The sequence below is a fragment of the Paenochrobactrum sp. BZR 201-1 genome, from assembly GCF_044987585.2.
Lineage (GTDB): Bacteria > Pseudomonadota > Alphaproteobacteria > Rhizobiales > Rhizobiaceae > Paenochrobactrum > Paenochrobactrum pullorum.
In genome coordinates, this window is the sequence record NZ_JBJDRZ020000037.1 from 1 (window position 1) to 16,805 (window position 16,805).

A 16,805-nucleotide genomic window follows, 5' to 3' on the forward strand; every position below is an offset into this window, starting at 1 on the left:
TGCTCGCTCTAGCGTTTTGTTTTTACGCATGTCTTTATCCCAAAACCGGTGCCCACTTTTGGGAGACATGCTCTAGAGTACGGGTAATATCAACCCGCATTCTGCATCGCATTTTGAAGTGTTTCTTGCGCATGGCTGACTACAGAAATCCACTCTTGATGATTGCAGTCAACAAGGCCGAGTCCACGCAGAAAAAATAGCCCTTCAATTGCCAGAATGGCTTGTCGGATATCACGACCCTGCTTGGTATCGTTTTGAAAATACTTAAAAATAGCCCGATAAAATTCCCTGGCCGGCTCCGAGACTGTCGAAGCATTCGAGAGAGCTGTCATCAATAATGAGGCAGTGCGTAAATGGGTTTCTTCCTGACTTTGGATTTCGGCAATATAGGCTGTCAGCATAGATGCGTCAGAGCGATCTTTAGGATTGGATTTTGCCTTCCACGAGAGAATGAAGCGGTTTAACTCACGCGCCAGCGCCGCTTCAATCAACGCATCTTTCGTCGGAAAAGCATAAACAAGCCCGCCCTTGCTGACGCCGGCTCTTTCGGCGACAGCATCCAGTGTAAAGCCTCGTCCCATGCTTTCAGCAATGATTTCTTCTGCTGCATCAAGAACGCGATCTTTATCTATTTCTCTCGGGCGGGCCATAAATACATTTCTTTGTTATATCAGCTCCAAATCAGTGTCTGAACACAAATTCCGAGCCGTCAGTAAAGCGGTTCAGACGATAAATTGACGGATCAGCTGTGGTTTTTTCTCCGGCAATCATCTGTGCGATCATTTCGCCCGAAGCAGGTGCGGTGGTCAAGCCGTTTCCGGAAAAGCCTGTGATGACAAAAAGTCCGGGAATATCGGATGTTTCATCAATATATTGGGTGGAATCCGGTGTGGCATCAATCATACCGGCCCATTTTTCCCGAACAACAGCTTGTTCATATTGCGGATAGGCTTTGCGTAAACTGGCCAGAGCGCGATCCGTTTCCTCATTGTCAACGCGGGCTGAAAGCATGCGCACATCTTCAAAAGGTGTTATTTCATCGGCATTCCAACTGGATTTTAAGTGTAATGACGCGAATAAGTCACTTGAAGCACGGACATTGATCAATCCGCCAGCATTTTTAAGTGCTGGTAAAAAATCAAATAAATATCTGAAACTATCTTTTGTGATCGGTGAATTATTGCTTGAAACACCAACAGCGGTTTCACCATTGGCCATATGACGCCATGCAAAATCCGGACCGTAGCCCGCACCGGGCAATGCATTATCTATGCGGCCGAGACGTTGCATCGAAGAATTAATAGCAAGCTGCGGCAGCTTTATGCCCAGATTTCCGGCAAAAAGTGAAGACCATGCACCACCTGCAATTACGACTGCTTTGGTTTTGATATCGCCGTGTTCTGTATGAACGCCAGCCACCCGTCCGCCTTCGCGCTCGATTGTCCGTGCCGCAACCGGTGCAAAAATTTGTACACCTTCGCGCATCGCGTCTTTGGCAATACGAGAAACAGACCAGACCGGTTCGGCGGTACCGTCACTTGCTTGGTAAAGAGCGCCACGATATTTTTCAGAGGCGCCCGGAATTAACGCATCAAGTTCGCTGCCGGTTACCACGCGTGCATCCATTTGAGGTTGCACTTGCAATGCGCTTGTCAGCCATTCGCGGCTTGCATCAACTTCTTCATCTGAACCAAGAAGTGAATAATTACCTGATTGGCGAAAGCCAATATCTTCTCCAAAACGTGCTGCAAAGCCCTGCCAAATTTCTTTTGAACGGTTGCAGAGTTCTAATTTGCCCAAGTCCCAGCCATTGGAATAAATCCAGCCAAAGGCACGGCTTGATTGCTCACCTGCGATAACGCCTTTTTCAAGCACCACAGTGTTTAAACCGCGCTCATTCAAAAACAGGGCGGTAGACAATCCGGCTATGCCGCCACCTATAACAACAACATCGGCACTTGCCGGAATATCTGTTCTGGTGGCGACAGATTCTGCCAGCGGTATATCGGATGGTGCACGCCAGCCATCAGTAGAAGCAAACAGACTTCCACCCGCGCCGCCAAGCACAGCACCGCCTAAAAATAAGCCGCTGCTTTTGAGGAATTTTCTTCTGGATATCGACATAAATAACTCCTTGAGTGCGTCAAAGGGCACTTGGAAAAACGCTTAATATGAATGTTGCTCATATATGACTGACCAGTCGAAAATGCAATTATAAATATTTTTGCGACCTGAAACGTCAATTTTGATAAGTATTTTTAAAGTTTGATACGTTGAATTTATAGACTGAAACAGTAGATGGTTTAAATGTATTTTTATTTAACCAATTGAAAACAAATCGTTTTTTAAAGATCTTCGCAAGTGTCGTTGTGCTTTCTTATTTGCATTATCAAAAAAGTGTGACGTATCAGGCACAGCAGCAGCCGGAAAGAAATGAATGCTTTTTTCTTGTGTTGAAATGTCATCCGTTATCAGATTAAACATGATAAAATAGGTCAACAAATATTAAGTAATGGATGCTATTTCTTTGCAAAACAGGTGATTGGGCAAAACCGGATGGTGCGTGTAATTACATTCTTTCTTTCGGTCGTGTGGCGCGACTTTTCGTAATTTCTAATGCGCGGAGTTTGCTGTCATTTCATATTGAGATGAGTGTTTAAGGTGCAATGATGATTGTACGCAAGAGAGAGTTCGAGACACTTTATCTGGACGAACAACCCGGCTTGTTGCGTCGTGCTATGCGACGTCTGGGCTCTGCCGCTGTCGCAGCCGACTTGGTGCAGGATGTTTTTTTAAGGCTTTGGGAGCGCCGCTCTGAGCCATTGGTGGATGAAGCCGCTTATCTCAATAAATCTGTCAAACACGCTATCATTGATCATATTCGTGCCGAGCGCGTTCGTCAGGATCTATCTGTTAATATATTGCCTGAGCAATATGCTGCTCCGGTTGCAACCCCTTTGGATATCGTGGTTCCACGTGATGAAATGCGCCATATGGATGATGTTATCCGCGCATTGCCGGAGCGTACAAGACATATATTTTTACTCAATAAAGTACATGGTTGCAAATATAGTGAAATTGCCGAAGTGCTGGGCATATCACGTAGTGCCGTTGAAAAACATGTTGCCCGCGCGATGTTGGCTTGTCGTAACGTAAGAGAGTAATTTTCCGGGTGCCTTTGTGGCTGAATGGGTTTAAAAGACAAAATCCGGGTCAGCAGCCATCATTGAAAGCGAGAATATCTTGCCGCAAGCAGAATTGAAGCGGATAAATCAGGAAGCGATAGCTTGGTTTACTCGTATGAACGGTGAACCTTCACCGGCTGATCGGCGAAATTTTGAGAATTGGCACCAAGCCAGTCCGGCCCATGCCAGTGCTTATCAGGAAGTTGTGACAACATGGTCTTCGGCTGATATGCCGGGCGCTGAGGTGGCAGCAGAAGAAGCTGATCAGCTGAACCAGTATTTACTGGCAGTGCAAGCTGTGCGGGTGCGGCGCAACAGGCGCAATGTCTTGGCAGGAACAGCGGCCAGTCTTTTTGTTTTGTTCGCTGGTTTTCATATTTGGCTCGACCATCCGCATTTTTTACAAGATTTGAGCGCTGATTATGTGACCGCTCGTGCCGAGCGCCGCACAATTTTATTGTCTGATGGCAGTCAGGTAACCTTGGATGCTGACAGTGCATTGGCATTTAAAACAAGCGATGGATTGCGTCACGCACAGTTGTTGCGTGGTATGGCTTATTTCGATGTTAAGTCCTCTTCAACACCGTTCGAGGTGGAAGCCGCTGATGGCAAAACCCGCGTGACGGGAACTGCTTTCTCGGTTGAAGTTCACGAGCAGGATGTTGTCGTCAATCTGGAACGCGGTGCGGTCACTGTTTCATCGGCCTCACAAGATCAGCAGGCACATTTAACACCTGGTCAAAGTGTAAATTATAATAAAAATGGTGTAGGTTCTGTTCAATCTGTACTCATTGATGATGCATTGGCCTGGCGTGAAGGCCGCCTTATATTTGATAATTTCCGTTTGCAGGATGTGATCGAACAAATCGGACGATATCATAATGGCCGTATTGTTATGATTGGATCGTCGCTTGCTGAATATCGGGTGTCCGGCAATTTGCCGATTGATGACACAAAAGCCGCACTCGCCTCTTTACAAGCAACAGTTGGATTTAAAATTTACGAATTAGGCTCACGTCTCATGGTGATAAGATAATAAATATTTAATATAATCAATATGTTATAAAGTTGATGAAAAAATACATATTTTTTTGATGTGTACTTTGCCTCTCTCAAACGTGGAGACTTATGAGAGGCAATAGAATGCGAGCCATCCGCACACCTCTCGATTTATTTACACGAGAAGGGTTGCGTTGATGAAAAAGAGCTTTTGTATGAGGGGACGGCTAGGCCTCCTGCTGACCAGCACAATGTTGGGCGCAGGCCTCTTCATGGCAATGGATGCGGTGCCTGCAAATGCGCAGGCAAGCATACAGCAGCAATATAATTTTAATATTCCTGCCAAGCCGGTTCGTCAGGCTCTGAATGACATTTCGCGCATAACAGGAATTTCTGTTGTTTATAGTGATGCTGCGGCAGGAACTACAAGCGGCAAGGCCGTTTCAGGCTTGATGACACGTGAGGACGCGATCCGGACATTGTTGTCGGGCAGCGGTTACACTTATTCCTTCTCGAACGGCAATACAGTTACCATTCATAATAAGGCGCAACAAACCAGCGGCGCTACAATTTCAGAAGATGGTGTAACGGTTCTTGACACGATTGTGGTGACTGGCGACGAGGCCAATATTTATAGTCCTTATGAAACAGCGGGCGCAACCAGCTATATTACCTCACAGGAGATTGAGCGTTTTCGTGGCTCAAGTCCGGCTGATATGTTCCGTGGTACTGCAGGCGTCATGTCCGGTGAAGCGCGCAATGGCGCCGGTTCGATTGATGTCAATATTCGTGGCATGCAAGGGATGGGCCGCGTTGCCACCACGATTGATGGTGCTGAAAATGCTGTAACAGTTTATCAGGGCTATCAGGGCGTATCCAACCGCACCTTTGTCGATCCTGACTTTATTGGCGGCATTGATATTAATAAAGGCGCCGACAGTGCTTCATGGGGCAATGCTGGTTCGGTTGCCATGCGTACTGTTAGCGCAGAGGATATTGTCAAACCCGGCGATAGTTGGGGACTGCGCCTGAAAGGTGAAATCGGCAGCAATGCTTCATCGCCGAATGCAGGTGATAAAGCCGGTTATCTCTGGCCCTACGCGCCATGGGATCCAATGGGTGCGGTTCCGGTGGAATCGACTACCGGTATGGATCGCCCGTCCGCTTTGTCGCCAAGGCGTGCGTCAGGTAGTGTTATCGGCGCTTATCAGGGCGAGGACTTTGATCTTCTGGCTGGTTATGCCCGCCGCAAACAAGGCAATTATCATGCCGGTAAATATGGCCCGTCTGTTGATCCCGTCAACAAAGGCCGTCAGCAATATTGCCCTAACGGGGTGTGCAATCCGAATGGCACTACCTATTGGGACAATTATTATGAGAACGAAGGCCTTGTAAATTATCGCGGTGGTGAAGAGGTTCTCAACACCCAGCTGGAAACAGAATCCTGGCTTGCTAAATTGACGGCCCGTTTTGCAGATGATCACACAATTCAACTGGGATATACCGGTTTTCGCAGTGAAGCGGGTGACCGCCTTGCCTCGCGCTTAAATGGTAAAAACGGACAATCAGAACAGCAGGCACAAACCGCAGGCACCAGCCTTGATACGGTGACAGCACGTTATCGTTGGAACCCTGAAGATAATGATCTTTTTGATCTGAAAGGTAATCTCTACTGGTCTCATTTGGAACTGCGCAATCCGGTGCGTGGTGGTCGTGGATTAACGCCTGAGCAAATCGGTCTGCCATCCGGTTTCCGTGTTGGTTCAAATTCCGATATGTGGGGTGCTGATTTCAGCAACTTGTCCAGGTTTGCCACCGCTTATGGTGATATCGATTTGACCTATGGCTTGTCCTATCGCGGTGAGGATACACGCGCCAGCCGTCATACAGCAGTATTGGAAGCATGGAACTCAGCACGCGATGCGATACGTCATGAGGCAGCAGCCTATACAAAAGCGGCATGGAAGCCGGTTGATTGGGCAACAGTCAATGCAGGCCTGCGTTATTCGCATTTCTGGTCGAAGGATCGCTTCGATCCATATGAGCGCGATGATATTGCCACGCGGGTGTTAGGTTTCAAAACCAATGATGGCGGTTTCAGTCCGTCGGTCGGCCTGACATTGGAACCGTTCGATGGCACACAATTCTATGTCAATTATTCAAACACCATGCGTGCGCCAAGCGTTATTGAATCTGTATCCGCATTCAATAGTGTGACAGCCAATGCGGATGTAAAGCCGGAGCGCTCCAGCAACTGGGAAATCGGTACCAATCTGATGCGCGACGACATCTTCACCGATGATGATCGCGGAATGTTGAAGCTTGGTTATTTCAACTGGAATGTTAAAGATTATATTTCCCGTTCCATGAAAGCGAGCGGCCCTTTAAGTCTCAATATTGAAAACATCGACAGGGCGCGGTTCTCAGGTCTTGAACTTTCCGCACGCTATGAGGTTGATGGTTTTACAGCTGATCTTTCGGCCAATTATTTCCTTAATGTGGAATATTGCCGAACTTTGAATTCCTGCGAAAACAAATCGCTTTATGGTGACTATGCCACCAATCACGTGCAACCGGAATATACTATTGACCTGACCCTTTCACAGAAATTGCTGGAAGAGAGATTGACAGTTGGTGGTCGAATTTCACATATCGGGCCGCGTGCGATCGGCCATGGCGATGTAACTGCACAGGGTGCTTCCGAGTTCATCTCAATGGTCAATTGGAAACCATATACGCTTGTCGATGCTTTTGCAGAATATAAGGTCAGCGATAATCTGACCGCTGCCGTGCGTGTCGAAAACCTGTTTGACCGTTTCTATGTTGATCCTTTGGGGCTTGTGACACAACCAGGGCCTGGGCGTACATTTTATGCCAGCCTGACCGGTACACTGAGAGGAGATCAAACATTTAGCGGGTTAAACTCACCGCTTGCAGGTTTGTTTGGCAAATCCGGCAATTCAAATAATCAGGTTCAGGCTATTGACTGGACGGGGCTCTATGCGGGTTTCCATACAGGCGGATTGTTTGGTCATACAAAAGGCACGACCACAACGCTGGATGGTTCGGACAATAAAGCTGCCAATCGTGAATCTGCCGATCTGAAAATTGGGGGTGCTATGATCGGGATGCAGGCCGGTTATAATTGGCAGTTTGAAAATGGTGTCGTACTTGGCTTTGAAGGAGACTGGAGCAAAGTTTACAATGCTACCGCCTCCAGAAAGACCTTGGCACTTGATCCAGTTCTGGCGAAAAACGGTCATGTTAATGCCAGCACAAGCTATGATATTGACTGGACGGCGAGCCTGCGTCCAAAGCTTGGCTATGCATTCAATAATCGCTTCTTGGCCTATGCGACGGGTGGCCTTGCGCTGGCACGTGAAACCCAGTGGCGTGACCAATATGTATCAGATATGCAAGATGAGAGCCGGCCGTATGGTGAGAAGACCACTGTCGCTTCTACCGACAAAGCATCTACTACACGTCTTGGCTTTACGCTTGGTGGCGGCCTTGAATACGCTTTGAGCGATAATTGGTCGGTGAAAGCGGATTATGCTTATAGTCACTTCGGTAAAAACAGCTTCAAGTTTAAAACGGCAAGTGAGGGCACAGGACTTAACTATACCACCACTGAAGTGGTGGGATGGGAAGAAATACCGCCAATGTTTGCACCTGATGATCCAATGTGCTCCGAGGCCGGTTGGGAGTGGGCATGTGAACCGGAGAAGAGACCGATTAGAGAGACAACGGAACATACAGGTTCGTCCAATGTTAAAAACGGACGTAAAGCTTCCAATTCATTGGATATGCATACATTCAAAATCGGTTTGAACTATCGCTTCTGATATTCAAAAAACTTTTGTTCAAACGGGTTATGATTAGTTGAAAAACAAAAAAAGGCGGCATGGTAGCCGCCTTTTTTAATATTTTAGTTCAATTAAGCTGCGCTGAAAGAACCGGAGAAGTGACCGCACCAATCATTGGCGGTTACTACTGGCCACAAACCACGGGAGTTGGCTTCTGGCTGTGATACAGGTGGGTTGAAACGGCAAAGACCGGCGCTTTCAACCACTTTTTCAGTATTTGCAACGTGATCTTCATAAAAAGAACAAGCTTTACATGATGCAGAGTTTGACATGAGATATTCCTTTTATTGCTTAATAAGTATTCGAATTAAAGTTGAGACTGCCACTCAATGTTTTAGAATTATTCTAAATAATGAGCTTGTTTGCAAGTGTTTTTTATCGTCTGCGACAGTTTGGAACAATTCTAATGACGGGAAAACGGTGTTTAAAAACATGATGTTATGACACATGTTTAGTGAAGATGTGGAAATTATTACTATTTTTCGCCTGACTATAAATTGGAGTTTTACACTCCAAAATTATAAGCGCTAAAATTCTTATTGCTTAATCTATCGCTATTATAAACTGGTATGGCAGCAATGGACTTTGATAAATCCAATAAGCATTAATCTAAAAATGAAAACAAAGTCGGCGACTCGTCTATGGGCACGGCTTTTTCGTGGGTGAGCAGCCATTTTTTGCGTGTTAAACCGCCTGCATATCCTGTTAACGTACCATTACTGCCGATAACGCGGTGACAAGGCACAAACAAACTGACAGGATTGAGACCATTGGCAAGCCCGACAGCACGAGCGGCATTGGGCGTACCGAGTTTGGCGGCCAGTTCGCCATAGCTCCATGTTTTACCAACAGGAATTGTCCGTAAAGCTGCCCAGACACGTTGCTGAAACGGGGTGCCGCCACAATCGACCTCAACATCTTCAATGGCGTTAAGATCGCCATGCAGATAGTTTTCAATGTGGGTGTCAACGAAATGTTTGTCTTGGCTTATGGTTAAGGTCACATCATCACCGAAGCGGCGCTTTAATAATCGTGTCAGACGTGCGTCTGCGGGGCCAAAATCAAGCGCCACCAGAATGTCGTTTCGGGTCACATAATAAAGCGGGTCAAGCACGGTGCCTGTTTGGAGATGATGCAATATCAGTTCGTTACTCATGGCGTCCTCAATGGTTTTTCTGCTTTTATCATCATAAATCAGCATGATTAAAGTGACGCTTTGATTCTAAATAACAGCTTATAAAATTAGTAATTGTTACTGTTTGCGACTATGGGCAGGTCAAAAATTCTTATTTTAGCTCATCAATAAGTATAATATTTGCCTTTTAAGCAGCGCCCCAAAGCCGTCATCTGCGCCGGTTGAAAAAGTCTTTATTGGAGCGCATTGAATGTAAGATAAAATTCATAATTGAATCAACCCGCTGCGCATTGGCTATATCATTGTGACAAGTTAACCAATAGCCTCTTTTGAGCTCTACTTCATCAGGCAAAACAATTTCCAGCTCCGGAAAACCTTGCGCGATAAAGTAGGGCAGGACACATAAACCACGATTGCAAAGGGCAGCTTTTAATTGTGCGCTGATGCTGGTTGACTGAAAGTTGGGACGCAAACCGGGCAAGACATCGCGCATGTAATCCAACCCCGGAGAAAAGACGAGATCCTGCACATAACCAATGAAAAAATGCTGCAACAAGTGCTTTTTCTGGGTAATAGGCGGGTGTTTTCTCAAATAAGCGCGTGTGGCATAAATATGCAACGTATAATCAATAATTTTCTTGTTAATGTAAGGCCCGGCCTTTGGCGGATCAAGCGTAATCGCAACGTCAGCCTCTTTGCGCGAAAGAGCCATAATCTGTTGAATTGTAAGGAGTTCTACTGCAATATGCGGGTGCATTTCAGCAAATGCGGCAAGTTTCTCGACGAAGAAAAAGTTGGAAATTCCTTCTGGCGCACTCAGGCGTACGAGGCCGCGTAATTGGCTGACACTGTCGGAAATTTGTGCTTGTAAACGCTCCGCCTCTGCTTCGATTGTTTCGGCTGTATCAACTAATCTGCGTCCGATGGTGGTCAGCTCATAACCGCGGGGATTACGCTCGAATAATTTGGCTTTTAAAGCAAATTCAAGTTGTTCAATGCGTCGGGAAACCGTGACATGAGTTGTGCGTAAATTACGTGCGGCAGCCGATAATTGACCGGTGCGTGCAACGGCCAGAAAATATTGCAGGTCGTTCCAAGAAAACGCAGTCGTCATGTTTTAATCTTTCCTCCCCAGTGACAGGTTCTGTACAAAAATGAACAGAACCTGTTCGCATTCTGATCAGAGCCGGCTCTTGTGTCAACGCACCATTTGCTCAAACTTAAGTCGTCTGGCACCGCTGAACGGGAGTGGTCATATTAAGATTTTACAAAGCTAAGCTCGGCCTTGGTTTTTTTAAAAAGCTTATAGGCGAGTTGCCATTTTTATCTCTGGGAGGAGAAAATATGAAAACTGCAAAAATTTTTATGTCGGCCATGATGGCTTTGGCTGCAAGCACCAGTGTTTATGCTGCTGATATTTCAGACGGCAAGGTCAAAATTGGCATTTTGAATGACCAATCCGGCGTCTATGCAAGCTTTGGCGGTAAATATTCTTATGAGGCGGCCAAAATGGCTGCGGAAGATTTTGGCGGTACGGTTTTGGGCGCGCCGATTGAAGTTGTGACGGCTGACCACCAAAATAAAACTGACGTTGCTTCTAACATTGCCCGCCAATGGTATGATACCGAAGGTGTTGACGCGATCATGGAGCTGACGTCGTCTTCTGTTGGTCTGGCCGTTCAGGCTCTGAGTAAAGAGAAGAAGAAAATCACTATCAATACTGCCGCCGCGACCAATGAACTGACCGGCGCGCAGTGCAGCCCTTACGGTTTCCATTGGGCATTTGACACCAACTCACTGGCTTATGGTACCGGTGGCGCCTTGGTTCAACAAGGTGGTGACAGCTGGTTCTTCCTCACAGCTGATTATGCATTTGGTTATTCGCTGGAGAACAGCACCTCTGAATTCGTGAAAGAAAAAGGTGGTACTGTCTTAGGTGCAGTTCGCCATCCACTTTCAACGGCTGATTATTCATCCTTCCTTTTGCAGGCGCAAGCCTCTGGCGCTAAAGTTATCGGTCTTGCCAATGCCGGCCTTGATACATCCAACGCTATTAAACAGGCTGCAGAATTTGGCATCACTGCCGGTGGACAGCGTCTGGCCGGTCTACTTTTCACTATCGCAGAAGTTCATGGTCTTGGCCTTGAAGCCGCACAAGGATTGACCTTGACTGAAAGCTTCTATTGGGATCGTGATGATGAATCGCGTGAATTCGGCAAGCGTTTTCTTGAGCGTACCGGTGCGATGCCGAACATGGTGCATGCCGGTACTTATTCCGCAGTTCTGAGCTATCTCAAAGCGATTGAAAAAGCTGGTACTGATGATGCGGATGCAGTAGCGAAAGCGATGAAAGAACTGCCGGTTAATGACGTTTTTGCCAAGAACGGCCGCGTTGCAGAAAATGGCCGCATGATCAGCGATCTCTATCTGCTGGAAGTGAAAAAGCCTGCTGATAGCAAAGGTGCATGGGATTATTATAATGTTCTGGCCACAATCCCTGGCGAAGAAGCTTATCTCGATCCGGCAAAAAGCGGCTGCTCCTTGGTATCGAAATAAGTGAGGTTGCTTTGATGATGAATGCAGCTTTGGATAAACATGAGAGCCCCCGTATTGTGCTTTCAGCCAAAGGCCTGACTAAGGTTTTCGGTGACTTTGCGGCGGTCAAAAATGTTGATCTTAATGTGGAACATGCCCGCGTACATGCATTGATCGGACCTAATGGTGCCGGAAAAACCACTGTTTTCAACCTGCTGACGAAGTTTCTTCAGCCCAGCAGCGGAACCATTGTTTTTGACGGCATAGATATTACCAACGCGCGACCTGACAAGGTCGCGCGTATGGGGCTTGTCCGTTCATTCCAGATTTCGGCCGTTTTTCCACATTTGACATTGCTGGAAAATGTGCGCGTTGCACTGCAGCGCCCTAATAAACTGGCAACGCAGTTCTGGCGCCCTTTGTCTTCGCTTAACAGTCTTAATCAACGCGCAGAAGAGCTCTTGTCATTGGTTGGCTTAACCAACGAAACCAATACTTTGGCGGCCGATCTTTCTTACGGGCGCAAGCGCGTTTTGGAAATTGCCACCACTTTGGCGCTCGATCCGAAAGTGTTGCTTCTGGATGAGCCGATGGCGGGTATGGGTGGCGAGGATGTCGAGCATGTCGCAAACCTCATTCGTGAAGTGGCGAAAACGCGCGCAGTTTTGATGGTGGAGCATAATCTGAAAGTCGTGGCGGATATCGGGCATAATATTACCGTGTTGCAGCGCGGGGAAATTCTGGCTGAAGGCAATTACGCGGAAGTGTCGGCAGACCCGCGCGTTCGCACAGCCTATATGGGAACGGAGGAAGACTAAAATGGCAGCACTCCTCGAAGTTTCCGGCCTTGAGGCATGGTATGGCGAAAGTCAGGCGCTTTATGGTGTTGATCTCCATGTCAATGAAGGCGAAATGATCACAATTCTTGGTCGTAATGGTGTGGGTAAAACCACCACTTTGCGTACCATTATGGGCATTATTCGCAAGCGTAAGGGTGTGATTAAACTGGGCGGCAAGGATTTAATGTCCGTGCCTTTGCATCGCACTGCCCGTTACGGTATGGGATTTGTGCCGGAAGAACGCGGAATTTTTGCAACCCTGACAGTTGAAGAAAACTTGAAGCTTCCTCCTGTTGTTGCCAGCGGCGGCATGAGCCTGGACGAGATTTACGAGCTTTTCCCAAATCTTTTGGAACGTCGCAACAGTCCCGGCACCAAATTGTCGGGTGGTGAGCAGCAAATGCTGGCAATGGCACGCATTTTGCGCACAGGTGTCAAACTTTTGTTGCTGGATGAGCCGACAGAAGGACTTGCTCCGGTGATTGTACAGCGCATTGGCGAAGTACTTTTGAAACTTAAAGAGCGTGGCATGACTGTGGTGCTGGTGGAGCAAAATTTCCGTTTTGCGCGCAAAATCGCCGATCGCTTTTATTTGATGGATCACGGCCAGATGGTCAGTGATTTTCCGGTTCATGAGTTGTCTGATCGTATGGACGAACTCAATAAAGTGCTGGGGGTTTGATATGACAATGATCTTCGGCGTACCTATTCAGGCATTGCTGGGCCAGTTGCTGGTCGGGCTGATCAATGGTTCTTTTTACGCGCTCTTGTCGCTTGGGCTGGCGGTTATTTTCGGCCTTTTGCGGGTGATCAACTTTGCACATGGCGCGCAATATATGCTCGGTGCATTCGTGGCCTATTTGGGTCTGCAATATTTCGGCATGAATTTTTGGGTGGCATTGGTCGTCACGCCAATTGTTGTCGGTTTGTTTGGCGCATTTGTTGAGCGCTTTATGCTCTCACGCCTTTATGATCTCGACCATCTCTATGGGCTATTGTTTACTTTCGGTTTGGCACTTGCGGTGGAAGGTACTTTCCGCTGGCTCTATGGTGCAGCAGGACAGCCTTATTCTGTGCCACCGCAACTTGCAGGCGGCACGAATTTAGGCTTTATGTTCTTGCCGAATTATCGCGCCTTTGTGGTCGTGGCATCTATTGTCGTCTGTATCGCTACATGGGCATTGATCGAAAAAACGCGCCTTGGCTCTTATTTGCGTGCAGCTACAGAAAACCCGACCCTCGTGCAGGTTTTTGGTATTAACGTGCCGGTATTGCTGACGCTGACTTATGCCCTCGGTGCCGGTCTTGCAGGCTTCACCGGTGTGCTTGCCGCACCAATTTATCAGGTTTCGCCATTGATGGGCACCAACCTGATCATCGTGGTGTTTGCAGTCGTGGTTGTCGGCGGTATGGGTTCCATTATGGGTGCAATTGTCACCGGCTTTATGCTGGGTGTCGCAGAAGGGCTAACGAAGGTTTTTTATCCGGAAGCTTCCAATATTGTGATCTTCGTGATCATGGCGATTGTTCTTCTTATCCGCCCTGCGGGTCTGTTCGGAAAGGACGCCTGATATGTCTAACACTCTTGATGCAACATCGGTGCAGCAACACGCAAAACAGGCATCATTCAGTCCGGTAAAAACACTGTTGATCCTCATTGGTCTGGCGCTTTTTCTGGTCGCACCAATGTTTGTCTACCCGATCTTTCTGATGAAGCTTTTAACCTTTGCGATGTTTGCCTGTGCATTCAATCTGCTGCTCGGTTATACGGGGCTCTTGTCTTTCGGTCATGCGGCTTTCTTTGGTGGTGCTGCTTATTTCACCGGTTATGCGGTGAAGGAGTGGGGCATTACACCGGAGCTGGGCCTTGTCGTCGGCATGACGGGGGCGGCCATTCTAGGGCTTGTGATCGGCTTTTTCGCAATCCGGCGTCAGGGCATTTATTTTGCGATGATTACGCTGGCATTGTCGCAAATGTTTTACTTCTTCTGTCTGCAAGCGCCCTTTACCCGTGGTGAAGACGGTTTGCAGGGTATACCGCGCGGCTTTTTGTTCGGGCTCCTCGATCTCAATGTTCAGCTCAACATGTATTACACCGTGCTGGGGATTTTCATCTTGGCTGTTTTCGTGATCTGGCGCTTTATCAACTCGCCCTTCGGCATGATATTGAAATCGATCCGCGAGAATGAGCAGCGCGCTATTTCGCTCGGCTATAATGTGCAGATGTATAAGCTTGGCGCTTTCGTGATGTCGGCCACATTGGCAGGTCTTGCAGGTGGTCTTAAAGCTCTGGTGTTCCAGTTTGCAACGCTTACCGATGTGACATGGCAGATGTCGGGTGAAGTGATCCTGATGACATTGCTTGGCGGCATCGGCACGATGACCGGGCCGATCTTCGGAGCAGGACTTGTTGTGACATTGCAAAACTATCTGGCAACATCCGACATACCGGTGACGATTATCACGGGCGTCGTGTTTATGGCCTGTGTGTTGGTATTCCGTCGTGGTTTGGTGGGCGAGTTCTACGCATCAAGGCTTGGTCGGATGCTTGGTTTTGAACACCGCAAGTAAGTTTTAAATTGCTGAAACAGAATATCTCCGCCCGCGTCTTGGCTGACGCGGGACAGGGGAGGTGTGGAGAAAATTATGGGCGAATATGACTATATCGTCATCGGAGCGGGTAGCGCGGGTTGCGTTCTTGCCAACCGCCTGTCCGAAAATCCCGAAAACCGCGTATTGCTGTTGGAAGCGGGCGGCAATGATAATTATCACTGGGTGCATATTCCTGTCGGTTATCTCTATTGTATCAACAATCCACGCACGGATTGGTGCTTTAAGACTGCTGCCGAACCAAATCTGAATGGTCGCTCGCTGCTCTATCCGCGCGGCAAAGTACTGGGTGGCTGCTCCTCCATCAATGGCATGATCTATATGCGCGGGCAGGCGATGGATTATGATATTTGGCGCCAGCTTGGCTGCGAAGGCTGGGCATGGGATGATGTGCTGCCTTATTTTATGAAGTCTGAAGATCATTATCGCGGCAAAAGCAGCCATCATGGTTCAGGCGGTGAATGGCGTGTCGAGAAAGCGCGTGTGCGTTGGGATGTATTGGACGCGTTTCAAAAAGCGGCCGGTGAAATTGGTATTCCGGCAACGGATGATTTCAACCGCGGCGACAATGAAGGGGCTGGCTATTTTGATGTCAATCAGCGTTCCGGTTGGCGTTGGAATACGGCAAAAGCTTTTTTGCGCCCGGTTAAAAACCGTAAGAACCTGACTATTCTAACCAAAGCGCAGGTCAAGCGTTTGGTGCTGAAAGATGGGGCGGTTATGGGGGTCGAGTTTCACCATCAAGGCAGCTTGAAAACTGAGACTGCACGTAAGGAAGTTATTCTTTCTGCCGGTGCGATTGGTTCGCCACAAATTCTCGAACTTTCCGGCATTGGCAATGGTGCAGTTTTGCAAAAAGCTGGTGTTGACACCAAAGTAGAAGTTAAAAATGTCGGCGAAAACCTGCAAGACCATTTGCAATTGCGCATGGTTTATAAGGTTTCCGGCGTTCAGACGCTCAATGAAAAGGCTTCCTCGCTGATCGGTAAAGCCAAGATCGGGCTGGAATATGCAATGAAACGCTCGGGGCCGATGTCGATGGCACCAAGTCAGTTGGGCGTTTTCACCAAATCATCGCCTGAAAAACAAACCGCTGATTTGGAATATCATGTCCAGCCGGTTTCGCTGGATAAATTTGGCGATCCGGTTCACACATTTCCGGCCATTACTGCGAGCGTTTGTAATTTGCGCCCTGAAAGCCGTGGATCGGTGCATATCAGCAGCCCTGACTTTAAAGTGCAGCCGGATATTCGCCCTAATTATCTTTCCACCGATGAAGACCGGAAAGTTGCGGTGAGCGCCATTAAACTGACGCGTGAAATCGTGAAGCAACCGTCTTTTGCAAAGTTTAAACCGCAAGAATATCTGCCCGGAATTGCTGCGCAAACGGATGAGGAACTGGTGAAAGCCGCAGGGAATATCGGCACGACGATTTTCCATCCGGTCGGCACTTTGCGCATGGGCAGCGATGAGGAAAGCGTCGTGGATGCCCGTTTGCGTTTCCGCAAGCTCAAAGGTTTGCGCGTGGTCGATGCCTCCGTCATGCCACGCATAACGTCTGGAAACACAAACTCTCCAACCATCATGATCGCGGAAAAAGCCGCCGACATGATCCTTGCTGATAACCGTTAAAGGA

At 47.9% G+C, this 16,805-nt stretch carries 14 protein-coding genes; 9 read left to right on the top strand and 5 right to left on the bottom strand.

The window, feature by feature from the left end:
• Window positions 1-89 precede the first annotated feature (89 nt).
• Together ACI0FR_RS15280 and ACI0FR_RS15285 are read right to left on the bottom strand one after the other, a co-directional pair.
• Window positions 90-650, bottom strand: coding sequence for a TetR/AcrR family transcriptional regulator (locus tag ACI0FR_RS15280; RefSeq protein ID WP_404907103.1), 561 nt, complete (start codon window positions 648-650; stop codon window positions 90-92).
• A gap of 31 nt (window positions 651-681) precedes the next feature.
• Window positions 682-2,124 (bottom strand): NAD(P)/FAD-dependent oxidoreductase, encoded by a 1,443-nt coding sequence (locus ACI0FR_RS15285; protein WP_404907101.1) that lies wholly within the window; start codon window positions 2,122-2,124, stop codon window positions 682-684.
• A gap of 545 nt (window positions 2,125-2,669) precedes the next feature.
• Here ACI0FR_RS15285 and ACI0FR_RS15290 point away from each other — a divergent pair.
• The 3 genes from ACI0FR_RS15290 (at window position 2,670) to ACI0FR_RS15300 (ending at window position 8,029) form a co-directional block, all read left to right on the top strand.
• The gene (locus ACI0FR_RS15290; protein WP_374834097.1) at window positions 2,670-3,164 is read left to right on the top strand and encodes an RNA polymerase sigma factor; all 495 of its coding nucleotides are present in this window, start codon (window positions 2,670-2,672) and stop codon (window positions 3,162-3,164) included.
• 94 nt (window positions 3,165-3,258) lie between these two features.
• The gene (locus tag ACI0FR_RS15295) at window positions 3,259-4,221 is read left to right on the top strand and encodes a FecR family protein (RefSeq protein WP_461667974.1); all 963 of its coding nucleotides are present in this window, start codon (window positions 3,259-3,261) and stop codon (window positions 4,219-4,221) included.
• Window positions 4,222-4,399: 178 nt separating this feature from the next.
• Window positions 4,400-8,029, top strand: coding sequence for a TonB-dependent receptor domain-containing protein (locus ACI0FR_RS15300; protein ID WP_404907098.1), 3,630 nt, complete (start codon window positions 4,400-4,402; stop codon window positions 8,027-8,029).
• A 92-nt stretch (window positions 8,030-8,121) separates the two neighbouring features.
• Here ACI0FR_RS15300 and ACI0FR_RS15305 read toward each other — a convergent pair whose 3' ends face one another.
• From ACI0FR_RS15305 to ACI0FR_RS15315, 3 genes are all read right to left on the bottom strand, one after another.
• Window positions 8,122-8,322: a hypothetical protein gene (locus ACI0FR_RS15305; protein WP_374834101.1), complete on the bottom strand. Its 201-nt coding sequence runs from the start codon at window positions 8,320-8,322 to the stop codon at window positions 8,122-8,124.
• A 332-nt stretch (window positions 8,323-8,654) separates the two neighbouring features.
• Window positions 8,655-9,206 (bottom strand): methylated-DNA--[protein]-cysteine S-methyltransferase, encoded by a 552-nt coding sequence (locus ACI0FR_RS15310; protein ID WP_374834103.1) that lies wholly within the window; start codon window positions 9,204-9,206, stop codon window positions 8,655-8,657.
• A 187-nt stretch (window positions 9,207-9,393) separates the two neighbouring features.
• A complete protein-coding gene (locus ACI0FR_RS15315; protein WP_374834105.1) occupies window positions 9,394-10,299 on the bottom strand; it encodes a LysR family transcriptional regulator in 906 nt (301 codons plus the stop codon).
• A gap of 251 nt (window positions 10,300-10,550) precedes the next feature.
• Between ACI0FR_RS15315 and ACI0FR_RS15320 the strand changes: the two genes are divergently transcribed.
• The 6 genes from ACI0FR_RS15320 to ACI0FR_RS15345 all read left to right on the top strand — a co-directional run bounded on the left by ACI0FR_RS15320 (window position 10,551) and on the right by ACI0FR_RS15345 (window position 16,801).
• Window positions 10,551-11,741 (top strand): ABC transporter substrate-binding protein, encoded by a 1,191-nt coding sequence (locus ACI0FR_RS15320; protein ID WP_404907105.1) that lies wholly within the window; start codon window positions 10,551-10,553, stop codon window positions 11,739-11,741.
• 14 nt (window positions 11,742-11,755) lie between these two features.
• Window positions 11,756-12,538 carry an ABC transporter ATP-binding protein gene (locus tag ACI0FR_RS15325; protein WP_374834107.1) on the top strand — a complete coding sequence of 261 codons (783 nt, stop codon included), beginning with the start codon at window positions 11,756-11,758 and terminating at the stop codon, window positions 12,536-12,538.
• Between the two features lies 1 nt (window position 12,539).
• A complete protein-coding gene (locus ACI0FR_RS15330; RefSeq protein ID WP_374834109.1) occupies window positions 12,540-13,241 on the top strand; it encodes an ABC transporter ATP-binding protein in 702 nt (233 codons plus the stop codon).
• A gap of 1 nt (window position 13,242) precedes the next feature.
• On the top strand, window positions 13,243-14,130 hold the full coding sequence (locus ACI0FR_RS15335; RefSeq protein ID WP_404907095.1) for a branched-chain amino acid ABC transporter permease: 888 nt from the start codon (window positions 13,243-13,245) through the stop codon (window positions 14,128-14,130).
• 1 nt (window position 14,131) lies between these two features.
• Window positions 14,132-15,130: a branched-chain amino acid ABC transporter permease gene (locus ACI0FR_RS15340; RefSeq protein WP_404907093.1), complete on the top strand. Its 999-nt coding sequence runs from the start codon at window positions 14,132-14,134 to the stop codon at window positions 15,128-15,130.
• A gap of 75 nt (window positions 15,131-15,205) precedes the next feature.
• Entirely contained in the window at window positions 15,206-16,801 is a 1,596-nt protein-coding gene (locus tag ACI0FR_RS15345; protein ID WP_374834115.1) for a GMC family oxidoreductase, read from the top strand.
• Window positions 16,802-16,805: the final 4 nt, after the last annotated feature.

Bases quoted from the DNA above. Each gene is read 5' to 3' on its own strand.
- ACI0FR_RS15280 (WP_404907103.1), bottom strand. From the start codon at position 650: ATGGCCCGCCCGAGAGAAATAGATAAAGATCGCGTTCTTGATGCAGCA.
- ACI0FR_RS15285 (WP_404907101.1), bottom strand. From the start codon at position 2,124: ATGTCGATATCCAGAAGAAAATTCCTCAAAAGCAGCGGCTTATTTTTA.
- ACI0FR_RS15290 (WP_374834097.1), top strand. From the start codon at position 2,670: ATGATTGTACGCAAGAGAGAGTTCGAGACACTTTATCTGGACGAACAA.
- ACI0FR_RS15300 (WP_404907098.1), top strand. From the start codon at position 4,400: ATGAGGGGACGGCTAGGCCTCCTGCTGACCAGCACAATGTTGGGCGCA.
- ACI0FR_RS15305 (WP_374834101.1), bottom strand. From the start codon at position 8,322: ATGTCAAACTCTGCATCATGTAAAGCTTGTTCTTTTTATGAAGATCAC.
- ACI0FR_RS15310 (WP_374834103.1), bottom strand. From the start codon at position 9,206: ATGAGTAACGAACTGATATTGCATCATCTCCAAACAGGCACCGTGCTT.
- ACI0FR_RS15315 (WP_374834105.1), bottom strand. From the start codon at position 10,299: ATGACGACTGCGTTTTCTTGGAACGACCTGCAATATTTTCTGGCCGTT.
- ACI0FR_RS15320 (WP_404907105.1), top strand. From the start codon at position 10,551: ATGTCGGCCATGATGGCTTTGGCTGCAAGCACCAGTGTTTATGCTGCT.
- ACI0FR_RS15325 (WP_374834107.1), top strand. From the start codon at position 11,756: ATGATGAATGCAGCTTTGGATAAACATGAGAGCCCCCGTATTGTGCTT.
- ACI0FR_RS15330 (WP_374834109.1), top strand. From the start codon at position 12,540: ATGGCAGCACTCCTCGAAGTTTCCGGCCTTGAGGCATGGTATGGCGAA.
- ACI0FR_RS15335 (WP_404907095.1), top strand. From the start codon at position 13,243: ATGACAATGATCTTCGGCGTACCTATTCAGGCATTGCTGGGCCAGTTG.
- ACI0FR_RS15340 (WP_404907093.1), top strand. From the start codon at position 14,132: ATGTCTAACACTCTTGATGCAACATCGGTGCAGCAACACGCAAAACAG.
- ACI0FR_RS15345 (WP_374834115.1), top strand. From the start codon at position 15,206: ATGGGCGAATATGACTATATCGTCATCGGAGCGGGTAGCGCGGGTTGC.